Origin of the sequence: Affinirhizobium helianthi, assembly GCF_042680945.1 — a bacterium.
In the GTDB taxonomy this organism is placed as follows: domain Bacteria; phylum Pseudomonadota; class Alphaproteobacteria; order Rhizobiales; family Rhizobiaceae; genus Neorhizobium; species Neorhizobium helianthi.
The window spans coordinates 69600-93357 of the sequence record NZ_JBHUEQ010000039.1 but is presented as its reverse complement, the minus strand read 5'-3'; the positions used below and the strand labels follow the sequence as shown (position 1 = coordinate 93357).

General features: G+C 58.4%; 16 protein-coding genes. 7 read left to right on the top strand and 9 right to left on the bottom strand.

Translation table 11 applies throughout. From position 1 onward, the window contains the following. Positions 1–57 precede the first annotated feature (57 nt). The 8 genes from ACFSE1_RS18575 to ACFSE1_RS18540 form a co-directional block, all read right to left on the bottom strand. Positions 58–2307 (bottom strand): tetratricopeptide repeat protein, encoded by a 2250-nt coding sequence (locus tag ACFSE1_RS18575; protein WP_377404849.1) that lies wholly within the window; start codon positions 2305–2307, stop codon positions 58–60. Next, the gene (locus tag ACFSE1_RS18570; RefSeq protein ID WP_377405099.1) at positions 2298–3338 is read right to left on the bottom strand and encodes a family 8 glycosyl hydrolase; all 1041 of its coding nucleotides are present in this window, start codon (positions 3336–3338) and stop codon (positions 2298–2300) included. Before ACFSE1_RS18570 ends, ACFSE1_RS18575 begins: the two co-directional genes overlap by 10 nt. Then, the gene (locus ACFSE1_RS18565; protein ID WP_377404846.1) at positions 3338–5710 is read right to left on the bottom strand and encodes a cellulose biosynthesis cyclic di-GMP-binding regulatory protein BcsB; all 2373 of its coding nucleotides are present in this window, start codon (positions 5708–5710) and stop codon (positions 3338–3340) included. The genes ACFSE1_RS18570 and ACFSE1_RS18565 overlap by 1 nt, the downstream gene beginning before the upstream one ends. After that, complete coding sequence (gene bcsA / locus ACFSE1_RS18560) at positions 5707–7869, bottom strand: UDP-forming cellulose synthase catalytic subunit (RefSeq protein ID WP_377404843.1); 2163 nt, start codon at positions 7867–7869, stop codon at positions 5707–5709. The genes ACFSE1_RS18565 and bcsA overlap by 4 nt, the downstream gene beginning before the upstream one ends. A gap of 29 nt (positions 7870–7898) precedes the next feature. Then, positions 7899–8915 carry a cellulose biosynthesis protein BcsN gene (gene bcsN, locus ACFSE1_RS18555; protein ID WP_377404840.1) on the bottom strand — a complete coding sequence of 339 codons (1017 nt, stop codon included), beginning with the start codon at positions 8913–8915 and terminating at the stop codon, positions 7899–7901. Between the two features lie 212 nt (positions 8916–9127). After that, entirely contained in the window at positions 9128–10285 is a 1158-nt protein-coding gene (locus tag ACFSE1_RS18550) for an HPP family protein (RefSeq protein ID WP_465269785.1), read from the bottom strand. 191 nt (positions 10286–10476) lie between these two features. Next, a complete protein-coding gene (locus ACFSE1_RS18545) occupies positions 10477–11235 on the bottom strand; it encodes a lipopolysaccharide kinase InaA family protein (RefSeq protein WP_377404835.1) in 759 nt (252 codons plus the stop codon). A 330-nt stretch (positions 11236–11565) separates the two neighbouring features. Continuing rightward, entirely contained in the window at positions 11566–12642 is a 1077-nt protein-coding gene (locus tag ACFSE1_RS18540; RefSeq protein WP_377404831.1) for an HD-GYP domain-containing protein, read from the bottom strand. A gap of 427 nt (positions 12643–13069) precedes the next feature. Between ACFSE1_RS18540 and ACFSE1_RS18535 the strand changes: the two genes are divergently transcribed. Continuing rightward, positions 13070–13954 carry a DMT family transporter gene (locus tag ACFSE1_RS18535; protein ID WP_377404828.1) on the top strand — a complete coding sequence of 295 codons (885 nt, stop codon included), beginning with the start codon at positions 13070–13072 and terminating at the stop codon, positions 13952–13954. Here ACFSE1_RS18535 and ACFSE1_RS18530 read toward each other — a convergent pair. Continuing rightward, a complete protein-coding gene (locus ACFSE1_RS18530; RefSeq protein WP_377404825.1) occupies positions 13933–15555 on the bottom strand; it encodes an FAD-dependent oxidoreductase in 1623 nt (540 codons plus the stop codon). The two genes, ACFSE1_RS18535 and ACFSE1_RS18530, sit on opposite strands and share 22 nt — an antisense overlap. Before the next feature lie 276 nt (positions 15556–15831). On the opposite strand from ACFSE1_RS18530, the gene kdpF reads away from it, so the two are divergent. The 6 genes from kdpF to ACFSE1_RS18500 are packed head-to-tail and all read left to right on the top strand — an operon-like array spanning position 15832 to position 23714. Continuing rightward, positions 15832–15984 (top strand): K(+)-transporting ATPase subunit F, encoded by a 153-nt coding sequence (gene kdpF, locus ACFSE1_RS18525; RefSeq protein ID WP_377404821.1) that lies wholly within the window; start codon positions 15832–15834, stop codon positions 15982–15984. Between the two features lie 15 nt (positions 15985–15999). After that, positions 16000–17709 carry a potassium-transporting ATPase subunit KdpA gene (gene kdpA / locus ACFSE1_RS18520; protein WP_377404818.1) on the top strand — a complete coding sequence of 570 codons (1710 nt, stop codon included), beginning with the start codon at positions 16000–16002 and terminating at the stop codon, positions 17707–17709. A gap of 10 nt (positions 17710–17719) precedes the next feature. Continuing rightward, complete coding sequence (kdpB, locus tag ACFSE1_RS18515) at positions 17720–19753, top strand: potassium-transporting ATPase subunit KdpB (protein ID WP_377404815.1); 2034 nt, start codon at positions 17720–17722, stop codon at positions 19751–19753. Positions 19754–19756: 3 nt separating this feature from the next. Next, positions 19757–20326 (top strand): potassium-transporting ATPase subunit KdpC, encoded by a 570-nt coding sequence (kdpC, locus tag ACFSE1_RS18510; RefSeq protein ID WP_377404812.1) that lies wholly within the window; start codon positions 19757–19759, stop codon positions 20324–20326. A gap of 8 nt (positions 20327–20334) precedes the next feature. After that, on the top strand, positions 20335–23028 hold the full coding sequence (locus ACFSE1_RS18505; protein WP_377404809.1) for an ATP-binding protein: 2694 nt from the start codon (positions 20335–20337) through the stop codon (positions 23026–23028). Then, a complete protein-coding gene (locus tag ACFSE1_RS18500; protein ID WP_377404806.1) occupies positions 23025–23714 on the top strand; it encodes a response regulator in 690 nt (229 codons plus the stop codon). The genes ACFSE1_RS18505 and ACFSE1_RS18500 overlap by 4 nt, the downstream gene beginning before the upstream one ends. Positions 23715–23758 lie beyond the last annotated feature (44 nt).

Sequence of the window (23758 nt, the reverse complement as noted above, 5' to 3'; positions counted from 1 at the left end):
AGCCTGCGTGAAAACAGTGCAGCGGCTTTGCCGAACTGGCCATCTCCCCGCAAGCCCTCAGTTTTCACGCAAACCGAGAGCAATCCGGGCCTCGCCCTTGCCGCGTGCAGCGTCACGATTGCCCGTTTCGGCCACGGCCTCGAAAATGCGCAGCGCATCGCTTGCTCGCCCCAGCTTCATCAGGGCATAGGCACGCAACACCATCAAGTCCGTCGGTTCCGGCTGGAACATGGCACGCTGGTCAAGATAGACGATGGCTTCGCGGAAGCGGCCCGAGTTGAAGGCTGCATTGGCACGATCGGCCAGAATGGCAACCTGCAACTCAGCCGAGCGGCCTGGCTGCTGTGGTGCTTTGGCAGCGGCCACGGCAGCCTTGCTGGTCAGGCCGAGGCGCAGATAGGCGAGACTTTGACCATAGGCTGCATCCTGTCTGACCTTGTTGTCACTCGACGACAAGGCGGTTTCAAACGCATTTGCTGCTTCCAGCGGCCTATTGAGGTCCATCAGACACCAACCTTGACCAAGTGCCGCAGGCGGCGAAAGATCAACCTGGTTGAAATTGCCCGTGCAGGAAGAACGCGTAGAAGCCGCAGCCGGGGCACTTCTGCGGGCCACCCGCGGCTGTGTTGGCGCTCCACGTGCGGCAACCGCAACGGTTCGCGGCTGTTGAGCGACTATTGGCTCTTGTGGAACGGCTGCGGCCACATTCGGCGGGGGCGCGTTCGTCAGCATGCCCAAAGTGGCAATTCGCTGCGACCGTGTAGCCCAGACGCGCTGGATCTCTGCCACGCCCGCACGATCGTTCAATTGCTGGCGCGTGATGGCAAGGCCATAGGCGGAGGGTTCATCGTCTGCCTTCCAGCTCAATGCTGTTTCAAACCATTGCGCCGCTGTCTGCGGCTGATTGAATGCGCGCGCATACCAGCCCAATTGCTGCGCTGTCGGCACATATTTCTTTTCAAAGACCATTTCCGCAACACGGGCAAGAACCGCCTCGGAAACCCGCGGCGGCGGCTCACCAGCCAGAAGATTGGCCGTGGTGGCAAGATAGGTTGCCGTCGCCTCTTCGGAATTGTTGCGCCATTTGTACATCACCTCCTCGGCCTCTGCGGCACGTTTCAGCTGGATCAGGGCTAGCGCCAACCCTTGCGAAGCAGAGGCACTGTCTTCCGCAGCGCGCGCGCTGCGAAACCATTTTTCCGCTGCAGCAATGTCATTGTGACGCAGAGAGTACCAGCCAAGAAGCAGGGCATCCGTGACCTGCCCATCACGCTCCGCCAAAGTGCGAAGCCGCTGCAAATCCTCTGTAGGGACATTGGAGCCCGGCTTTTCATTAGCTTGGGCAACACGGTTGCGCGCAAGATCGTCGCGAACCGAGGCAAATTCGTCATTGCGCTCCAACGCCAACAAGGGAGCAAATGCGTCAGCACTCAAGAGAGTAGATGCCTTCTGCGCTGTTGCGATGCGCTGATCCTTGTCATCGCAGTTTTCGAGAATATAGCGATAGACGGCCAATGCTCGATCCTGCCGATCAGTGCTGGTGAAAGCTTCACCAAGACGCCAGAGCACATCCACATCGCTGCAGGTCCTCAGGCTGGGTGTGCGTGCGGCCAGATCAATGACTGTTTCGTACTGTTTGAGATCGGATGCATTCACAAGACGAACACGTGTTTCCGCCACATTCAAGCGTTCAAGCAGATCCTGCGGCGGCTGCCAGCCAGCTTCTTGGGCCTGACGATCGGCAATCGCCTTGCGCACTTCTGCATATTTGCCATCTGCGTAAAGCTTCCACATGGCTTCAAGCCGCTCATCGCGCCCAACGGGCACAGCCAGGGGATCATCTGGCGGTGTCCAGTTGGGATAAAGTGAACGCAAGCGGGCGATTTCCGCCTGAAGGCGAGCGGTATCTCCACGTGCCGCAAAATAGCGAAGAGCGGAAAGATCCGGCTGTGCTGCATCTGACTGAACAGCCGATGTTTGCGCGGCAGCACCGGGGGGGGCCGCCTGTGGCTGTTGCGCCACCGCCTCGGATGGCTGCGCCTGGCTCAGATCGTTTCCTTGCCCGCTTGCCGGTGCAGTGACCGGGGTTTCAGTGACCGGCTTCGCCTGCGCGGTGCGGATCTGTTCCGCAACGGCTGCAGGATCCTCCAGAGGAGGCGCCATCCGGATCCGGGCCTGCCGCTCGGACGATGTGGACTGCCACTCCTGTGCAGGCAAGGAATCGGGTTGATTCTGCCTGAGCGATGTCGCTACTCCGCCGCCAACGGCGGCAACCGCAAGAAGGGTGATCGGAAGCTTCAAATACACGAGGGACGGTTCTCCCTTGCATAGGCCAGGCTGAGCAATTGCAGCGTGGCCGGGTAATAGAATTCCGGCTGAAACTGCTTCACGGTCTCTGGCAGAGGTTTTCCGTCGAGCACGCATTCCACCAGATCATGTACGATCTGATAGCCACGATCCGGCAATTGTTCGACCGGCTTGCCAGTCGGCAGATCTATAATGGAAACGATGCCGTTTCTGTCCACCATACCGTTCTTGATCCGTCTCAACAGATCCTTGTCCCTGATATCGCCACGGACCAGATAAAGCGGAACGCGGATGGCATTGTAGGAGAACTGCGGTTCGAACCCCGCTGACGCCTTGGGTTTCTGGCGAAGGCTGGCCCATTCCGGGGGAAGTTTGGCCGGACCAATGTCCAGGCTGCGGAGGATGGCAACGCCATCGTCCCTCAGCTTGTCCCATTGATCGGAAGGCGCAAGCAGTTTCATGACCGGCATTGCCTCGAACAGCCAATAGGACGGATTGACCACCGGCCCGTCTTCCCGATCTCCGGCGCGAAAGCCTGCAACACCCGGCAGCAGAACGGTTCGGCCACCCGTTGAAATTACCGTTTCACTCAGCACGGCGCGTGCAATGCGAGCCGCCGCCTCGACATAATCCATCCGGCGCCACTGGGCTCCGCCCAATGCCAGCGCATAGGCAATCAAAAGATCGCCATCGGTCGCATTATTGATATCCTTCACATGCGGTTTGGCGGATGGATCCCACTTCCAGACCGCAAGACCGTCATTGCGCAGCAAAAGTTCAGTGCGCGTAAAGGACCATATCTGTTCAAAATCAGAAGGGCTGTTTGCCAGATAGGCAAGCAGCAGCCCATAGCCTTGGCCCTCACTATGGCTAATCCCGCCATTACCGTTATCGACGATGCGCCCGGTCGGATCGAGGAACTTGCCCTTGTAGCTTGCCCACTCCGCAGCCGTAACAGGCGCATCCGTCTCGGCAGCATGGGCCACACTGGCGAATGAAAGGGCCATGAGTATCGCCATGAACCGGAAAATCATTCGTCCCTCCCCAACCGGCGCAGGACGGAAGCCGTCAGAAGCCCAAAAAGGACGGTGAGTACAACCAGAAGAATCGCATAGAAGAGGACGTTGGTCGACAGCCAATTGGCCAGAACAAGCCGATAGTTTCCAAGAGACCTTGGCCCGGTCTGTACGAACTCTGAATGGACTGCGGGCACGACCTGAGCTTCATCCGTCTTCACCGCAAAGGCGGTTGCGCGGCCACCAATCTGCTGCCAGCGGTGCTGCTGCGAAAGGAAGGTCAGTCCCTCCTCAAGTTCGGTCGATGTCGGCGCCGTCACAACTGTCCAGCTTGCCCTGCCCTGCGGGCTTGCGCCCTGAGCCACCAGAAGGCTCTGGTTGGGCGTTGGCGAGAAAGGCGTATCCGTAACCGGAATAAAGCGCAGCGATGACAGGGAGATATCGAAATTACGGCGCAGCCACTCCTGCAAGGCGCTGACCTGGCCGCTCCAGATGCCGCCGCTCACGCGCGAGCGCCATTTTTCGAATGCCTGCGAAGTTTCGGCAGTCTGCGCAGGTGCGTCACTGCTCGGACGCCATTGAGTGGCAATATCCGGCGACAGGTTGATCTGCGTGAGAAGTTTTGGCGGCATTTGCGAGATCGAACCAAAGAAGATGGTGTTTCGTTCCCCAATCGCAGATGCGGAAGCCAGAAGGTCTGTGGCGATGGGTTGTCCGGCCATCAGCGCCAGCTTGCCCATGAACGTGGAAGCAGCACCCAAGGTCTCTGCATCGAAGCGTTCCAGCGACAGCATCAGCGGCTCGTCCGCCCTTGCATAGGGCAAGGCGGTTCCCGAAAGGGCCAAAAGATTGGGAATTTGGCTGATGCGCGCAAATTTCGGCATCAACCACTCCGTCGTGTTGAAGATTGCCAGACGTGGCTCCGAGGACGCCGTCGCGCCCGGTGCGCAAACGGCGTCTTCCTTGGTGAAAATAACGGCTTCCAGTTCCACCGTGTTCACGCCCGGCCGGATGTGACGCAGCGCTACCTTAATCGGCAGATGCCGGAAGATGCCGCCCTTTGTGGAATTGATCGGCACGGTCGACGCAATATTGCCGTTGACATAGACATCCACATGACTGCCGGGCAGGACGGTGTTCGCAAAAGCGGCATCCAGCAAAAGCTGCGCTTCGCCATAGGCGTTCGCATAGAAATCGGCCGGAACTGCAATGTTAAAGGCAGTCCTGACACGTCTTCCCGGAAATTCGATCGTGTCCACACCGAGCTGCGACAGGGGCAATCTCTCGCCACCGAAAAGAAGCGGCGCATCCGGCGCCGCCCATCTTTGCATGTTGATGACATCGCGTCGAACATCTGCCGCACGATCCAGCGGCGCAATCAAACCTTCGATGGCAGCGCTGATGTCACTCCAGGCCGGGCCGGAGACAAGGAGGATGTCTTGCCCCAACCCGGGATCGGGAACCAGCACAGCAACGCCCGAGCGCTGTGCGAGAGGGGGAAGCGAAGGGAAGATCGGCTGTAGTTCACTTGCTGTGCCAACGAGGATCGCCAACTTCCCGGCAGACGGCTCCCCGATACCAGCCGCGCTATAGGTAATCGTCTGGTTCGGCATTCCCGCCAGCAGGGAAAGCCCTTGCGTCAGGCGCATCAAGGGTGCAACGGCGGCAGGCTGGCCAAGCGATGGTACGACAACGTGAAACCGCGTATTTCCATCGGCATCCACGCCAATGGCGCGAACCGCTTCCGCGACTGACGGATTTGCAGCCGGTTTGCCCTCAAAGCTGAGGTATGTTTCGGCAGGCTCTATGACAGTCCAGAGATCATAGGTGGAGCGAATATCGCAATCTGTGCGATGGCGCTGATCGACCCTGATTTCAATGCGGTTCGCCCCTGCCTGCAACATACCACGCGGCACGTCTGTCGTGACCTGACGCGCAGCATCGGCGGCGCCGACGGGCTCTTCTGCAAGCTTGCGGCCGTTCAGAAAAATGAACAGGCGCGAGGCTTCGGGCGCGATGACAACCGCATTGCGATAGGCAAAACTCAGCTTGGCTGGTTGGTTCACTTCCTGTTCAGTCAGGTAAACCGTCCACACACTACGCGCAAACTCGCCCGCAAGCATCAGCTCATTGGAGGGAACTAGATAACGGCGGCCCGTGTCACCGCGTCCGGCAGGCACTTGCGCCTGGGATGGGGCGGACAGCGGGCGCAGCTGTTGCTGTGGCGGGAGAGCCGGTGACCCGAGGTTCGGTATAGCCGGAGCGGTGTCAGGGGTTTCCGGCGTCATGTCGAAGGGAGCGGCCAGCAAAGGATCCGAAAGCCCGCTCAGCGCGGTCAGGAGCCAGGCAAGAGCTACGATTGCGGGGAATGCGCGGGCACGTTTCATCGAGCGCTCCTCCCCATGCCACGGAAGAGGTACAGCAATCCCCGGCTCGTCTGATAGAGCGAAAGACCGAGGAACCAGATCGTGCCCCGCAAAATGCCGGGATTGTAGCGGCGTCCCTTTTGAAACTCCGCCCATTGGGCGGAATTGGCAAAGATAAGATCGGCGATCCAGCGATGATCCTGCGGGCTTCGCGGCCTGTACTGGCATCCGAGCAGCGAGACATCGCCCGCATTTGTGATGCCGCGAACCACGAGTGGAAGCGTTACGGTTTCATCCGTGCTTCCATGCGGCCGAAAGCGAATTGCCGCATCCGTGCCGGGCGCAAGGCTGGCCAGATCACGACCAAATACCTGCAAGCCTGCACCGCCAACGGACACATCCTCGATCGAGGCAGCGTACCATTGATCGCCCGTACCGAATTCACAGCGCCGCTGAACACGCACACGCCTGGACGAAGACTTCTCGCCGCGTTCCGAGACGACGCCCAGCGCACAGCCGGCCAGGATCAGATTGATGAGGTTCCACGCGCCGACCACGAGCGTTACATCCGCCTTATAGGGTTCGGTATAGATGCGGTAGACGGTGACGATCAGCGCAATGATCTGGATTGCGAAGATAATGAAAAAGGGCCGGCTGATTTCCGACAATCGGCTGACAAAAACGGATTCATCCTTTGCTGTCACCTTGAAAGTTGGCTTCTTCGGATTGAGCATGACGGAGATGACGGCAGGCAGCAGGTGGATCGTCTGAACAAACTCGTAAAGCTCTGAGATCCACGGCCAGCGGAAAGAACCGTAGAGATAGTTCTGCATCATCAGGTTAACGAGCATATAGGCCAGCGTGTAGGCCAGAAACTCACCGCCTGAGGCCGTGAAGATCTCCAGATCGAAAAACAAGTAGAACAAAGGCGCGATGAGAAAGATCGTGCGCGGAAAGGGAAACAGCCAGAACAGCGTTGAAGACATGTAACAGAAGCGCTGCGGCATTGAGAGACCGCGCTTGAAGAGAGGCATGCGGTATCGCAGGATCTGCATCATTCCCTGCGCCCATCGACTGCGCTGGCCGATAAAGCTGGCGAAGGTGGCGGGCTGGAGACCAGCAATCAGCGGCTTGTCAACATAGATGCTGTTCCAGCCAGCGCTGTGCAATTCAAGGGCTGTCTCGCAATCCTCGGTGATGCTGAGGCCACTGAAGCCCTTCGTCGTTTCCAGCGCCTTTCGGCTGAGAACCGCTGCAGAACCGCAGAAGAAGGCGGCGTTCCACTTATCTAGGCCACGCTGAATGATGCCGTAGAACATTTCGTTCTCGCTCGGCATCCGCTCGAAGGTTCTCAGATTGCGCTCCAACGGATCGGGATTGAGGAAGAAATGCGGTGTTTGAACGAGAAAGAGCTTCGGATCCTCCTCGAAATAGCCGACCGTTTCCAACAGGAAGTCACGCGCCGGGGCATGATCGGCATCGAAAACGGCAACAAGTTCGCCAGTGGAGTGGCGAAGGCCATTATTGAGGTTGCCCGCCTTGGCGTGTTCATTTCTTTCGCGCGTCAGGTAGTTCACACCGAGCGCCTGGCAAAGCTCCGTCAACTGCTTATGCCGTGCCACTGCCGCTGCAGATTCACGCACATCCGTGGCATTTCGCTTCTGAACGGTCCCCCCATCATCCAGCAACCACACCGTCAAACGATCGGCTGGATAATCCATGGCCTTGGCAGCAGCCAGAGTATTGGAAAGAAGAACCGCATCCTCGTTATAGGTCGGGATGAAGACATCGACGGTTGGAAAAGTCTTCTGCGCCGCCGCCCTCGATGGTCTTGACGGCAAAGGCATAGCAACGATGAAGAGGCTGAGGGCCAGCATCATCACACTGTAGATTTCGGCAAGATAAAGCAGCAGCCCGGGAATGAAGTTTGCCGGCTGGTTGATGGGCGGCAGGGTCTCGGTTGTCCGCCAGTAGACATAGCGCCAGACGATCGCCATGCCGAAGGCCAGTGCCACCAGCCGCCAGCGACCGCCAATGCCCAGGATCTTCAAAAGGGCCATGATCGTCACGACGGTGACGCTGAGAATGAGCTGCGTCTGCAGATTCACGGGCAGAGTGATCAGGCCGATCACACAGATGGCCATAGCCACCCAAAGGACAACGCTTGGTGCATTACGCATCTTCATTCCCTCGACAGCGATCCACCCCATCAAGGGGCGGGAATGCCGCTGCCTTTGTTGTTGCAAGCGCTGGATTTTCCAGCCGCGCTGCCCAGGCACTCTGGCGACGGGACGGTGATCGCGGTCGTGTTTCCGCCAGGAGCGGTTTCAGACCCAAAGCTCGGCGGAGCAGGCACCCTTACCGCAGCACCGATTGTCGTGTTCGGCGCAGACAGCGTGGCCTGATTGGCCGTCACCTTATCAAGGTCCATCCGGCTTTGTGCGGCAGCAGCAGCCGGAACGGGTGTCGCAGGACCCGGCGCAGCCGGACCGGGCCGGATGGACGAGGTTGCCATCAGGTCGGCGGTTGAATAGCCGAAAGCCAGATTACGTGCCGTCACATTGGGTGTCGGGTAAATCGGTTGCCCCGTCAGCCCCAGGCGCGGATCGACTGGCCCCGGACTGCCATAGGGGTTCCAGATCTCGCCCTGGAAGGTCCCCACAATGGTATAGCCGTAAAGGACACTCAGGAGTTCGTTCTCGGTTGACCTGCTGTCGCAAAGCCTCAGGCGAACCTGAATCATGCCGAAATCACGACCGATGCCGCTACCGGTGGAACGGGAACGGATCTGCTGCCAACCATACAGGCAGGCATCACCAGCGAGCGAGAGACCGGAAGCGTAACCGAAAGGACCATAGGCGTTCTGGAGATACAGCGATGAACGGTTCAGGCGCACACCGGGCACCGCCGCTGCCATTTCACGTCGAATGGCTGTCTCGCTGACCGAACGATAAGCAAGATCTGTCGGCTCACCGGCTTGCCGCCCGCCATTGAATGTGACCTTGAAATAGTTCTGGCCAGGGACGCGCGACGTCGTTGCCAATGAGATGGTCTGTTCAACCCCATTTGCATGGCTGCTCTGAACAACGCCCACAATAGCGGGTCCACCCGGTGGCGGGATCAGAAGCGCCTTTTCCGCAGCAACCAGTTCAGGCCCGCTTGGCGGCCTCACGCCGCCGGTCGTCCCGCAGCCAGCCAGGGCAAGTAATAATGCCAGCAAAGTCAATCGGGCCTCAACCACAGCGTTTCCCTGGATACGTCGAAGATGGTTCGCCTTTTCCAATGCTCAAGACGATTCGAGATAGCCCGCCACTTACTCACGTTTATGGTTAACATCGCGTAAATTCTAATGTTCTTTGATGGAGATAGAGGCGGAGGCATGTGCCGTAACAGACGCGCATCTCCGTCGAGCATATCCGCCAAAATGTCAGCAAACGGTCAAAACGCAGCTGATTGATCCAGCCTTTCTTGAAAGACAGCCGCAAGCAAATCGGATTGGCTGACAATTCCGACCAACCGATTGTCATGGTCCACAACCGGTATCTGATCGATCCCCTGATCGACCAAGGGAGAAACCAGTCGGCTGATCCGTGTCTCCGGCAGGGCCGACCGCACCTCATTCTCCATGATGTCGTTGACGGTTCTGGGAAGTGCCCTGCCCGATAAAGATGCTGCCAGACGCGTACCGAAACCCAGTTTCAGCGTCCCCGCTTCAGACAGGATCGAATTGCGCAAGAAATCGGCAAGTCCAATGATGCCGCACAGGGTTCCGTCCCCGTCCACCACGGGGAGGACCCTGACATGGCGTGTCATGAGAAGTCGCCAGGCGGATTTAAGATCGCTGCCGGATTCAACGGCGACGACATCGCGCGACATGATATCGGCACAGGTAATGGCACGCGTTTGCCGTTCGAATGCTCTTAACTGTGCCCTATGAAAGAGTTCATCCAGTTCCTCTGCGCTGACATCCACGACTTCATCAAGATCGCGAATGACCGCCTCGATGTCGGCCTGCGTCGCGCCCAGCCGATGGCTTGGCAGCGGATCAGCAGTTACGGGCGCACCGACAGGCTTGACCGACGCATGCGGATAGCGTCGCCCCGTCAAATTGTTGAAGAAGAGCGCCACCGACAGCAGGATCAGCGAGTTGACTGCAATAGGTGAAAGGACAAACCAGTAGCCGGCCTGATGGATAGCCGGACCACCGAGAACCGCCGTCAATGCAACCGCGCCGCTTGGTGGATGCAGGCAGTTCAACATCAACATGGCGGCGATGGCCGCCGCCACTGCGACACATGCGGCAATAAGTGGATGCGGAATGAACAATACGCAGCTGACACCAATGAGAGCCGCCACGGTGTTCCCGCCTATGATCGACCACGGCTGTGCGAGAGGGCTGGCAGGTGCAGCAAACAGAAGCACCGCCGATGCGCCCATCGGTGCGACGAGCAGTGGCATGGCAGCCTCCGAACCGATTGCAATGGAACTGACAAGACCCGTGAGAAAGATTCCTGCCAGTGCCCCCAAGGAAGCTCGCAGCCTTTCTCGTCCGCTGACTGGCACAAGCGCTGGGTTCAAGCGATGAAGGAATGACATCGAATATCCTGGAAATGCTCAAGCTTACGGGCCTGGCCCGTCTTGCCAATGGTTGAAGCCGGATACCCCACGTGTCAGCGAGGTTTTCAACGACATGGGATCGGGGGGACACAGCCACATCTGCTCAGGATCCGCAACCGGCAAGGCCAGGCGCTTTATTTTGCATGCACCTGTGCGCTACTGCTCTCTTTTCAAGCAGCCCCAGCAACCTCGGCATCGAGCGCAGTCAACAGGTCGATCATCGCGCAAAAGGCACGAAGATCGCGCAGCCGCTTTCCGCTCTTCAACAGTGGCTGCATCGCGCGGCGCGCAGGTTGCAGGCGGCGAAGCCAGCGAATTGCACCCTGCCAGATACCACGCTGATCGAGTGCACGGTACGTCAGGATGGCTTCGCGCGTCTGCGTTGCGGAACTATTGGCAATTGCAAAACAGCTCAGGCCAAAGATCAACAAATCCAGGATCTGTGCTCGCCGCTGGTTCTTGATCACCCCAAACATTTCGAAGTCGATGAAGTGGACCTTCTCACCGTCCCACAGCATATCTTTCAGATTGGGGCGACCGTGCGCCATGCCTGCCGCGTGAATATCGTGAAGAGCTTTCGCAGCAGCGCGAAGTGCGCGGCCTCGCTCCTCAGGAGCATCCAACTGATCGTGATACAGCGTCGCGATCGAAGCCCCACCATTCGCCGTTATAAAGTAATCCGCTCCCGAATCCACCAAGGGGGCAGCAGCAAGCCCAAGCGCGTTCAATTGACGATAACCGAGAATTTCCCGACGCAAAGCCTTGAGAGGATCACCTTTGCGCAGTCTCCAGAGGAAGGAGTGATGCTCCGGCCTCTTGATCCAGTAGGTTTTGCCTTGGATATCCACTCTTTCGATCCGGGCCGGATCTTTCTGAAGGGATACCCGCTGCCGTAATTCCTGCACAACTGCGCTGTCCAGCGACCGCATTACAACCCTCTTGAAGCCTGACACGCCTTTTCTTCGGCGATAAATCGCGTTGCTCTGCCACAACCCGCCTTCTCCAGGACGAAATTCCATTCGTGCCTGCCCATACTCTTGGTTACTCATGATTTGCCTTGAGGTCCAGCAGTATATGACGATTTCATGACAGAATCGACGACCTTCGCCGCGCTTGTCTGGCAACTGGATGGAAGCTTTTCGCCATGACGCAGCACTTGTCCAGCTATGGAGCGGTCATCGCTCCCGTCGGAAATGCGCGGGCATCACGCTTTAATTTGGGGTTTTGAACAGATGTCGATTCGCTGACGAGCGAAGACGTCAGCTCGAAATGGCCTTGAGAGCTGGCTGGAGATCGCTTGCCACTTCCTGTACGGATGCAGCGAAGAGAGTTTTTATCTCCTGCCAGCGCCGCCGAAAGGCAGCCACGCAGGAAGGATCGAAATGTGTGCCGCTTCCGCGCAGAATTTCCTCAAACGCCTTCTCCACCGGCCAGGCAGGTTTATACGGACGCTCTGAGCAGAGAGCATCAAACACATCGGCGACGGCAACGATGCGCGCCTCAATGGGGATTTGCGTTTCCTTCAGGCGATGAGGATAGCCGGTACCATCCCAGCGTTCGTGGTGGCTGGCGGCAATGCGTTGAGCGGTCTGGATAAGCTCGCTCGAGCTATCCTTTAGGATTTCCGCCCCGAATTCCGTGTGCTTCTGCATATCGAGGAACTCTTCGGAAGAGAGCCTGCCGGGCTTAAGCAGAATAGCGTCGCGCACAGCCAGCTTTCCGACATCATGCAATGGCGTTGCAAGAAAGATGACGCGCGCCTGCCGCTTGTCGAAACCGAGCTCTTCGGCAATGATGCGGGACATCAGCGCCACACGATCGAGGTGATTACCGGTTTCGCCGTCGCGGCAGCCAATTGCGCGTGATAGCCGCCAGATGATCTCTTCCTCACGGCGTTCCACGCACGCGAGCGCATCCTCAAACTTGGCCTGCAATTCTTGTGCTCTCCGGGCCAGTGCAATCTGCTCTGCCCGAATGCTTAGAAGATTGCGCACCCGCAGGCTGAGTTCGGCCCTGTCAACGGACTTGGTCAGAAACTCTGTCGCGCCTATGGCCATCGCTTCCATTTTAATGGCGGGCTCGGTGTTGGACGTAATCATGATGACCGGAACCGCAGCAGTGCTTTCGTTCTGGCGGATGGCCGAGATGACCTCAATGCCGCTCATGCCGGGCATGTCATAATCGACTAGTACAAGGTCGGGCGTCACATTCTGCAAGCTTGTCAGTGCATCAAACGGGTCGAGGAAAGCAAGGATCTGACAATCCTCGACAGTGGACAGCGCATCCTGCATCGCACTCAGCATGGAACGACTGTCATCGATGAGAAAGATATGCATCACACCCGCCTATACCCTTGAACACGGTGTATTCTTCAGGGGTTTCTGTATTCAAGGTCTCTTTTTATGAAGATATGTCTATACAAACAGCCCAGACAATAATTTTGTCTTAAGCAGACAATGCAAATCGCGCGCTTGCCGAAAAATTGGACAAAAATGCTGCGCCTGTGATCGAGCGTCGCCGAACGTTGCGACCTAAAGCTTCCACTCTACTCCGGCATAATGTTGCTTTTGACCCTGCCAGAGCAATCTACCCCACAGATTGGCTTGCGCGCTCGTTCATCCAGGACGCTCCTGCACGCGCACAGGATGTAGCGCAAGCAATTTATACCCTTCTCAATCAGGGTGCTTCAGACTTAAGAGTGACATCGGCCGATCCCGGATCGACATAGATCCGGCACGGTCGCACGGAAGAAGGATCCTTACGATGCGGGCCGCACCCTCAAATACAATCAAGGCAGCGTGCTGGATGCTTGTCTCGATCGCGCTGCTCTTGCTGATGGCGGTTTCCGGACGTGCGATCACGCGTGAGCTTGATGTATTCCAGGTGATGGAAATGCGCTCTGTGCTCGCCTTCTTCATGCTGATGCCCCTGGTGCTAAAGGAAGGTGGCTTGCGGGCCATGAGAACCAGGGTTCTGCCAAGCCACATCGCGCGCAACGCTGCCCATTACATCGGACAATTCGCCTGGCTCATGGGTCTGACGATGATCCCCATGGCGCAGGTGATCGCAATTGAGTTCACGGCCCCAATCTGGGCGGCCATCATGGCAGCACTTTTCCTTTCGGAGCGGATCACACCCGGAAAGGCAATCGCCATCGTCTTTGGCCTGACCGGCGTGGTACTGATCGTGCATCCTAGTGCCACGCCGCTTAATCCAGGCCATTTGATCGTGCTCGGGGCGGCCTTCGTCTTCGCCGTATCCTTCATCATGACGAAATTCCTGACCGGCACCGATAGTGCCACCAAAATCATCTTCTGGATGCTTATCATCCAATCCGTATTCGGGTTAATCCCGGCACTCAGGGTGTGGGTCTGGCCTTCCCTGGAAATCTGGCCCTGGATCTTCCTGATCGCCTTCAGTGGCACATTTGCACATTTCTGCATGGCACGCGCTTTAGCCTATGCAGATGCAACCGTCGTGATGCCGATGGATTACCTGCGGGTGCCGGCATCCGCGCTTCTTGGCTACCTTCTCTATCAGGAGCAGGTCGATGGATTTACCGCCGTTGGTGCAGCGCTGATTGTAACTGGCAACCTGTTCAATCTGAAACGACGTGCCTCTCCGCGTCACGCTTCGGAAGCCAGATGATCTGCAAGACGCAAGGCCAGTGCCACGGCCGGCAGGGTGGGGTTAGCCTGGCCGGATGTTGCAAATAACCCGCTGCCCGCGAGGTAGAGATTGAAGAGACCGAACACGCGGCAGTTTGCGTCCGCAACGCCTTCATCCGCTGCATGCGCCATGCGGGTTAATCCGATCTGATGATAGCCATCAAATGCCTGCGCCAGAACGGCGCCGCGCCGCGCCGCCGCAGGATGCAGGTAGATCAGCCGTCCTAGTCCCCTGCCCCGAAGCCATCTGTCCAGAAGGTCGTGGCTGCGCAGAACGGAGTCGAGATCCTGATCCGTTACCTGATAGTTGACCGAAAGGGATGGAAGATGGCCAAGCTTAGCCTTGGCATCCGCCGTGACCCGGCTGTGCGGATTGGGAACCTGTTCGGCATGGTAGCGAAGCAAAAAGCGGTGGCGTGGATTGGGTAAGGTCTGCCGGTCAGGCCCTTCTCCTTTCCGGCTTTGCAGGACGGAGAGACAATAGTTGCCCAGACGGCCTATCCCTTGAAAGGGAAGGCCCGGACGCAACAGGTTGACGAGGTGCCCCTTCAGATTGCGTTTGCGAGCACTCGCAGTGCTCGCCGCAAATCCGGTTGAGACACGACGATAGAAGCCCGTACTTCTGGCAATCAGATAGGCCAGAGACAGGATGCCGGACCCATGGGCTGGATCGGCAATCGAGATTGCGTCCAGCCAGAATGCAGCATTCAGAAGGCGCAACTCGTTCTGCATGTCGGGAGCGATCTGCAGCCGCCGCCGCCAGATGCCGGAAGATGCAGTGCGCTGAAACGCAAAGAAATCCGCCAGGCGCGCGCTGCGGAACTCTATCAGTGCAAGATAGCCGGTGAGATGGCCTTGATAATAGCGGCCAAGAGCGGGCAGGAAAGCTTCACATACACGGGGCTGCTGCTGGGCCAAGGCAAAGAGAAGCCGCGCGTTCTCCAATCCCCCCGCGGCGAAAACAAAACACCTGCCACGCACCAGCCGCTCGCGTCCTGCAAATGATAGACGAACACCAGTGACGCGCCGCTCCTGCGGATCCGCCTCAAGGCCTATGACCTGTGCGCCAAGCAAGATCAGCAAACCATCCAACCGCTCCAGTTGATGGCGGCGCGCAAGCCCGACATGAGGTTGGGCCGACCAGAACTCCTGGCTGGTGTCCCCGGCAATATCATCAGCCAGCATCGGCGAACCCGCAACTGCAGGATCGCAGTGGAGAAACCGCAGGGCTTCCTCGTAATAGGCAGATAGCTCAGCATGGGTGATAGGCCAGTTCGAGAAGTTCACATGATCGCGCTGCGCAAAGTCGATATCGTCGAAGGGAACACAGCGCCCGCCCCACAAGGCGGATGTACCGCCCAGGCCGCTCGCAATGACAGCCTCCAAAGGGGCATGATGAGGCGAGGTGAATCTGGTTTCGCCTCGCCTCACCTGCGCGGGATCGGCGCCACCTGCTTCCAGGACCAGCACTGACAGTCCGCGCGCCTGACACCGGATAGCCAGAGAAAGCCCGACGGGTCCAGCACCGACAATGCAGACATCCGCCACGGGAAGTTCCCCCTCCCACTCATTTGCAATCATCGCAAGACCTTGACCAGCACTTCAACAAAGACATGACTATCGATCATGTTTTTGATTGTCACGCCCATTTTTGCGCCGCAGCATGGTAGCGAACGTACAAAACTCCACACATGGCACCGCGGCAAGCAAGCCGCGGGATCGTCGTCCTGCCTCTTTATCTTTTCTTTATACCGCCCCGTCCGCTTCCCAATCGAAACCTGACGCGAGGAAGGCGTAGTCAATCTCCTGTGGTTACAGGAGTACACACATGTCCGATTTCATTTTCATCGCGTTGGGATGCGGCACGCTTTTGCTGCTCGCTCTCTATGCCCGCGCGCTCGACAGGTTCTAGAGGCTCACCCGATGCTTGAACCACTGCTCGGCCTTTTCGTCGCCATCGCTCTCGGCATCTATCTCGTGGTCACGCTTCTGCGGCCCGAACGCTTCTGAAAGCAGGAGAACATCATGTCCATTCTCGGGTGGCTGCAGATCAGCCTCCTTTTCGCTGTGGTCCTCATCGCCATCAAGCCTTTGGGGCTTTACATGGCGCGCGTGTTCAACGGCGAAAACACCTTTCTTTCACCTCTGCTGGGACGGCTGGAAGACGGATTTTACCGGCTCGCTGGCATCCGCGCAGATAAGGAGCAAGGCTGGCTGGCCTATACTCTTTCCATGCTTGCTTTTTCCATTGCTGGCTTTCTGGTGCTGTATGCCATTCTGCGGCTGCAGGCCTATTTGCCCCTGAACCCGCAGGGTTTTTCGGCCATGGCACCAGACCTTGCCTTCAACACAGCCGCTTCCTTCGTGACCAATACGAACTGGCAGAACTATGCCGGTGAAAGCACGCTCAGTCCCTTCAGCCAGATGGCTGGCCTCACGGTGCAGAATTTCCTTTCCGCTGCCACTGGCATGGCATTGGCGGTTGCTCTCACTCGTGCCCTAGCACGCTCCAGGGCATCGACACTGGGTAATTTCTGGGTCGATAGCACGCGCGCCACCCTCTACATCCTGCTGCCAATATCCGTCGTCGTCGCGCTTGCCTTCGTGGCCATGGGTCTTCCGCAAACCCTGCAGGCCTCAGTTGAAGCAACGACACTGGAAGGAGCAAAGCAGATCATTTCGCTCGGTCCAGTCGCATCGCAAGAGGCCATCAAACAGCTTGGCACCAATGGCGGTGGCTTTTTCAACGCAAATGCCGCACACCCCTTCGAGAATCCGTCAGCCTGGTCCAACTATCTGAACATCTTCTCCATGCTGTGGATTTCCTCTGCCATGGTCTACACTTTCGGCGAAATGGTCGGAAATCGCCGTCAGGGCTGGGCGCTACTTTGCGCAATGGCACTGTTGCTGGTCGCCGGGATCGGCGTCATCTATTGGGCAGAAACGCAAGGGAACCCCATCCACAGCGCACTTGGTGTCGATCCCTCTCTCGGTAACATGGAAGGCAAGGAAGTTCGCTTTGGCCAAACCATGACAGCACTCTATGCTGGCGTCACCACAGGCATTTCGAACGGCGGGGTCAATGGAATGCTCGGCTCCTTGACGGGTCTCGGTGGCCTTGTGCCCATGTTCCTGATCCAGCTGGGCGAAGTTCTTCCGGGCGGCGTCGGCTCCGGCCTCTATGGCATTCTGGTCTTCGCCCTGCTGTCCGTCTTCGTCGCCGGTCTCATGGTGGGTCGCACGCCGGAGTTTCTGGGCAAGAAAATCGAGGGGCGCGAAATGACCTTCGCCATGCTGGCCGTGCTCGTACTGCCCTTGGCAATTCTCGGTTTTTCTTCCGTTTCCGCCATGCTGCCATCGGCACTTTCAAGCATCGGAACAGGCGGCCCTCACGGATTGTCGGAGATTCTCTACGCCTTCACATCCGCTGCCGGCAACAACGGTTCCGCCTTCGGTGGCCTGTCCGGCAATACGGTCTGGTATAATACCACGCTTGGTATTTCCATGATGCTTGGCCGCTTCGCCTATGTGGTGCCTGTCATGGCCATTGCCGGTTCACTGGCGAAAAAAGTGAAGACGCCCGCCTCCTCCGGAACCTTCCCCACCGATGGCCCGCTTTTCGTCGGCCTTCTGATCGGCATTATCCTAATTCTTGGCGGCCTCCAATTCTTCCCGGCTCTCGCGCTGGGGCCCATTGCAGATCATCTCGCAATGCTGGCTGGCCAAACCTTCTGAGGGAAATCTCATGTCCAAAGACCATAAAGCTCCCGGTCTTTTCGATGCTTCTATTCTGCTTCCCGCCACTGGCGATGCCTTCCGGAAACTGGACCCACGCCTCTTGCTGCGAAATCCGGTGATCTTCGTCACAGAGGCAGTAGCTGCGCTCGTCACGCTTCTGTTCCTGCGTGATCTCGCCATCGGCGGAACTGCTTCCTTTTCCGGCCAGATTGCCGCCTGGCTGTGGTTCACGGTTCTCTTCGCAACCTTTGCCGAGGCCGTTGCAGAAGGCCGTGGCCGTGCGCAGGCGGACAGCCTGAAGAGGACAAAATCGGAACTGGTTGCCAGACGCCTGAAGGCAGATGGCAGCACCGAAACCATACCGGCTCCGGACCTGAAGATCGGCGATGTCGTGCTCGTTGCCGCAGGCGAATTGATCCCCGGCGATGGTGAAGTGATCGAAGGCGTTGCCTCGGTCAACGAAAGCGCCATTACCGGCGAATCCGCCCCTGTTATCCGCGAATCCGGTGGCGACAGGTCGGCAGTGACGGGCGGAACACAGGTTCTCTCCGATGAGATCCGCATCCGCATTACGGTAGCACCTGGCTCATCCTTTGTGGATCGCATGATCGCGCTCATTGAAGGGGCGCAGCGTCAGAAAACACCGAATGAAATTGCGCTGTCGATCCTGCTGTCCGGTCTCACACTCGTCTTTCTCTTTGTCTGCGTGACGATCTGGGGTCTGGCGGGTTACAATGGGCCCCTGGTTTCCGTTACCGTGCTGGCAGCCCTGCTCGTCACGCTTATCCCTACCACCATTGGTGGACTCCTCTCTGCAATCGGCATTGCAGGCATGGACCGCCTCGTACGCTTCAACGTGATTGCAACCTCTGGCCGGGCGGTAGAAGCGGCAGGCGACGTGGATACCCTGCTTCTCGACAAGACCGGCACGATTACCTACGGCAACCGCATGGCGAGCGATTTCCTGCCGGCACCGGGCGTCACACGGGAGGAATTGGCGCAGGCAGCCCTTCTTGCCAGCCTTGCCGATGAAACGCCGGAGGGCCGCTCCATCGTTGCGCTTGCGACAGGCGATTTCGGTGTTGCGGCGGAGAACGTGGTTCCCGATGCCGTCATTGCATTTACCGCCGAAACTCGCCTTTCCGGCGTGGATGTCGGGGCTCGCTCGCTGCGCAAAGGAGCTGTGGACGCGGTTCTGAAATTCGCGGGACTGACACAGCAAAACGCGCCAGTTGAATTCATGAAATCCGTCGACCTCATTGCCCGAAGCGGCGGCACACCCCTTGGTGTGGCCGATGGCAGAAATCTTCTCGGCGTCATCCATTTGAAGGACGTCGTAAAGCCGGGCATCAAGGAGCGTTTCGCCGCTCTGCGCGCCATGGGCATTCGTACCGTCATGGTCACTGGCGACAACCCGGTCACGGCAGCTGCGATTGCATCGGAAGCTGGCGTCGATGATTATCTGGCCCAGGCCACACCTGAGGACAAGCTGGCCTATATTCGCCGCGAGCAACAGGGCGGACGCCTGATTGCGATGTGCGGCGACGGAACCAACGATGCTCCGGCACTGGCTCAGGCCGATGTGGGGGTGGCCATGCAGACCGGCACCCAAGCTGCCCGCGAAGCGGCCAACATGGTCGATCTGGATTCCAGCCCGACCAAGCTCATCGAGATTGTCGAGATCGGCAAGCAGTTGTTGATGACGCGCGGATCCCTGACGACCTTCTCCATCGCCAATGACGTCGCGAAATATTTTGCCATCATTCCGGCACTCTTCATCGCAACCTATCCAACGCTCTCGGCACTGAACATCATGGGCCTTGCCTCACCGCAATCCGCCATCCTGTCGGCCGTGATCTTCAATGCTCTGATCATCGTCGCACTCATTCCGCTCGCGCTACGCGGTGTTGCCTATCGTCCTGCAAGCGCTGCCGTTCTTCTGCGCCGCAATCTGCTGATCTACGGTCTGGGCGGGCTGGTTCTGCCTTTTGCAGGCATCAAAATCATCGACATTGCCGTCAGCGCGCTCCATCTGGTGTAACCCATGCTCAATCATCTTCGCCCAGCATTTGTGCTCGTGTTTCTCATGACCGGCTTGACCGGTCTCGCTTTCCCGCTGGCCATCACCCGCATTTCGCAGGCGGCCATGCCCTTCACGGCCAATGGCTCGCTGATCGAACAGAAAGGAACTGTCATCGGCTCCCGGCTGATCGGGCAAAACTTCGTTTCGGATCGCTATTTCTGGCCGCGTCCATCAGCCACAAGCCCCTATGCCTATAATGCTGCCTCGTCATCAGGATCGAATCTCGGCGCAACATCAGCCAAGCTTCGTGACCGGATCAACGGCGAAGTCGAGCGTCTGGCGTCCACCGGCATTTCCAGACCGGTTCCAGCCGATGCCGTCACTGCCTCAGGCTCGGGGCTTGACCCACACATCTCCCCGGCCTTTGCGCGGGCACAGGTTGAACGCGTTGCCAAGGCCAGGGGGCTGGAACAAGGCAAGGTGTCGGCCCTTGTTGAACAGCATATCGAGGCTCCCGCCTATGGCATTATCGGCGAACCTCGTATCAATGTACTGGAACTGAATCTGGCGTTGGACGCCATGGCATTATGAGAGCCTGAATGGCGGACAAGGACGACCGCAGATTTGAACGCAGGCCGGATCCGGATGCGCTGCTTGCCCTGGCGGACAAAGACCGCCGGGGCAAGTTGACTGTTTTTCTGGGTGCCGCACCTGGCGTTGGAAAAACCTATGCCATGCTGGCCCGTGCGCGACGCCTGAAGGCGGAAGGTGCGGATATCGTGATCGGCCTTGTGGAAACCCACGGGCGGGGTGAGACGGCAGCTCTTCTCGAAGGACTGGAGATTCTCCCGCGTCAGTCCGTTTCCCATCGTGGCGGCTTGCTGGAAGAATTCGATCTGGATGCGGCACTGCAACGGCGCCCACGCATTATCCTGGTAGATGAACTGGCCCACTCCAACCCGGAAAATGCCCGCCATCCGAAACGATATCAGGACATTGAAGAACTGATTTCTGCTGGCATCGATGTCTGGACGGCACTGAATATCCAGCATCTGGAAAGCCTTGCTGACCTTGTTGCACAGATTGCCGGTATCACGGTTCGCGAACGCGTTCCCGATATCGTTCTGAAACGTGCCGATGAGGTCCTGCTGGTGGATCTGCCACCTACGGAGCTTATCGAGCGGCTGAAGGCGGGCAAGGTTTACCTTCCCGATAGCGCAGCACGCGCCGTGGAGCGGTTCTTCCGCCTGGGGAATCTGACCGCGCTGCGCGAGCTTGCACTTCGGCGAACGGCAGACCGGGTAGATGACCAGATGGTCGATTACCTGAAGCAGAACGCCATTGACGGACCCTGGGCGACCGGAGAACGGCTGCTTGTCTGCGTGGGCTCCGATCCGCTTTCGGAAAAGGTGGTCCGGGTTGCCGGACGGCTAGCCTCTGGTCTCAACGCACCCTGGATCGTGGTTTCCGCCGAACGGGCGGATCGGGAGACGGAAACAAGCGACCGGCTGCAGAAGATCGACCGCATCTTCCGCCTGGCGGAAGAGCTGGGGGCGGAGAGCCGCCGCCTGATCGGCAAGGATTTCGTTGAAGAAATTCTGAAACTCGCACGGCGCGAGCATGTGACGCAGATCGTCGTCGGCACTGCCTCGCGCCGCAGCCCCTTTCACCTCTTCACCAAAACACTGGCGGGCGCGCTGGAAGCAAGATCGTCCGGCATCTGCCTTCATATCGTGACGGCTGATGAGAAGGATCCGCAGGCGCGAAACCCGCTCATTCCAACCTTCAAGCTGCCCCCACTTGGCATGTCTCCCCTGATCGCAGCAGGTTTCGTCACCGTCATGACCATGATCGGGAGGGCCATCGAAAACTTCATCAATCTGCCGAACATCTCGATCGTCTATCTTCTGGCAGTGCTTGGCTCAGCCATGACAGGAGGCTACACGGCCGCCTTTATCGCCGCCATACTCTCCACCCTGACCTATAATTTCTTCTTCATCGCGCCGGTTCACACCTTCACCATCGCCGCCCCCCATGAAGTCTTCGCGCTCTTCATGTTCCTGATCGTTGCCATGGTGGCAGGCGGCTTTGCCTCGCGCATTCGAGAGCAGGCCGATATTGCCCAATCGCGCGCAAAAGCACTGCAATCGCTTTACGAATTCTCCCGCAAGCTCGCAGGCGCGGAGAAGGCGGAAGATGCAATCTGGCTCGCCGTATCGCAGCTTCAGATGGGATTGAAGCGTCAGATCGTGATGCTGACCGAACAGGGCAAAGAATTGCAGGTGGCCGGTGTCTGGCCACCGGATATAGAGCTTGATGTGACGGATCTTGCCGCTGCGCGCTGGGCACAGGAAAAGTGCGAAGAAGCAGGCCACGGCACCGGCACGCTTCCCAATAGCCGCTTCCAGTTTCGCCCGCTGATGGGACCGCACGGTCTCGTGGGCGTGTGTGGCATAGCCCGCGGCGAGACGGCTCTCGATCCCAATCAGGAGCGCGCGGTCGCCGCTGCGCTGGACCAGACAGCTATTGCGCTCGATCGCGCAAGGCTTGCGGACGAAACGGTAATTCAGGCAGCGCGCCTGGAGGGCGAACGCTATAGGGAAGCCCTTCTTTCTTCCATCTCGCACGATCTTCGAACACCGCTTTCCACCATTACCGGCGCCGTCACCAGCCTTCGCCAGCTTGGCGAGCACATGAGCCAGGAGAGCCGGGACGACCTTCTGCAATCAATAGAAGAAGAAAGCGGGCGAATGAGCCGCTTCGTGGCGAACCTGCTCGACATGACCCGCATTGAGGCTGGCACCCTTTCGCCGAAAAGGGACTGGGTGGACGTAACCGATGTCGTTCAGTCTGCGGTGGAGAGAACACGGCGCTATGTTCCCGACCGTCAGATAGAAACCAGCATTGCAGCCGATGTGCCCTTGATAGAGGCGGATGGCGTTCTGCTGGGCCAGGTGCTCTTCAATTTGCTGGACAACGCCGTAAAATATGGCGGAAACGATTCCATCAGCGTCTTCGTGCGCAAAGTTGAAGGCGAAGTGCTCATTTCAGTCACCGATATGGGCAAGGGCATTCCACGCGAGGATCTTGAGCGGGTGTTCGAGAAATTCTATCGGCGGGGAAAACCAGATGGCCGCGCACCGGGAACAGGCCTTGGCCTTTCGATTGCAAGGGGCTTCGTGGAGGCAATGGGAGGCACAATTCATGCGGAGAGCCCCGCAATCCGCAAGAAGGGGACACGTATCGTGATGCGCTTCCCGGCTGCCGAAAGAGAAGCAGGCGCGACGAGATGAATCTGTCCCGTATTCTCATCGTGGACGATGAGCCGCAAATTCAGCGTTTCCTGAAACCTGCGCTGGCCGCTGCTGGCTACGATGTGCTTGAAGCGGCAAATGGCGCCGAGGCCATGAAGGCGGTAGCGACACAGGCCCCTGATCTTATCATTCTGGATCTCGGTCTTCCCGATATGGACGGCAAGGATGTGGTCAGCCAATTGCGCGGCTGGAGCGACATACCGATCATTATCCTCTCCGCCCGCGACCGGGAGAGCGAGAAGATTGCAGCCCTGGATCTCGGCGCCGATGACTATGTGGAGAAACCGTTCGGAATTGGCGAATTGACCGCACGCATCCGCAACGCGCTGCGCCACCGGAACAAAACGGAAGCGATTCCATCCGCCATTGAGGCCGATGGGCTGCTGATTGATCCCGTGCGGCGACTTGTCCTGCGCGGCACGGAGACTGTCCATCTGACCCCGAAGGAATATGACCTTTTGCTTCTGCTGGCACGCCATGCGGGCCGCGTCGTTACCCATCGCAGCCTTCTGACCTCGGTCTGGGGGCCGGCCCATGGCGACGACCTCCATTATCTACGCGTCTTTATTGGGCAGTTGCGCCAGAAGATAGAACGGGATGCAACGCAGCCAAGGATCGTGAAGACGGAAGCCGGCGTCGGCTACCGCTTCATCGCGGATGAATAAAAACAAATGCGGCGCAGCAGTCAGAAGCTTATAGCGCGCGCAGC

Coding starts and splice junctions, on each gene's coding strand:
- ACFSE1_RS18565 (WP_377404846.1), bottom strand. CDS start 5,710: ATGAAACGTGCCCGCGCATTCCCCGCAATCGTAGCTCTTGCCTGGCTC.
- ACFSE1_RS18530 (WP_377404825.1), bottom strand. CDS start 15,555: ATGATTGCAAATGAGTGGGAGGGGGAACTTCCCGTGGCGGATGTCTGC.
- ACFSE1_RS18550 (WP_465269785.1), bottom strand. CDS start 10,285: ATGTCATTCCTTCATCGCTTGAACCCAGCGCTTGTGCCAGTCAGCGGA.
- bcsA (WP_377404843.1), bottom strand. CDS start 7,869: ATGCGTAATGCACCAAGCGTTGTCCTTTGGGTGGCTATGGCCATCTGT.
- kdpC (WP_377404812.1), top strand. CDS start 19,757: ATGCTCAATCATCTTCGCCCAGCATTTGTGCTCGTGTTTCTCATGACC.
- ACFSE1_RS18540 (WP_377404831.1), bottom strand. CDS start 12,642: ATGCATATCTTTCTCATCGATGACAGTCGTTCCATGCTGAGTGCGATG.
- ACFSE1_RS18535 (WP_377404828.1), top strand. CDS start 13,070: ATGCGGGCCGCACCCTCAAATACAATCAAGGCAGCGTGCTGGATGCTT.
- kdpA (WP_377404818.1), top strand. CDS start 16,000: ATGTCCATTCTCGGGTGGCTGCAGATCAGCCTCCTTTTCGCTGTGGTC.
- ACFSE1_RS18545 (WP_377404835.1), bottom strand. CDS start 11,235: ATGCGGTCGCTGGACAGCGCAGTTGTGCAGGAATTACGGCAGCGGGTA.
- ACFSE1_RS18500 (WP_377404806.1), top strand. CDS start 23,025: ATGAATCTGTCCCGTATTCTCATCGTGGACGATGAGCCGCAAATTCAG.
- ACFSE1_RS18505 (WP_377404809.1), top strand. CDS start 20,335: ATGGCGGACAAGGACGACCGCAGATTTGAACGCAGGCCGGATCCGGAT.
- kdpB (WP_377404815.1), top strand. CDS start 17,720: ATGTCCAAAGACCATAAAGCTCCCGGTCTTTTCGATGCTTCTATTCTG.
- kdpF (WP_377404821.1), top strand. CDS start 15,832: ATGCGGCACGCTTTTGCTGCTCGCTCTCTATGCCCGCGCGCTCGACAG.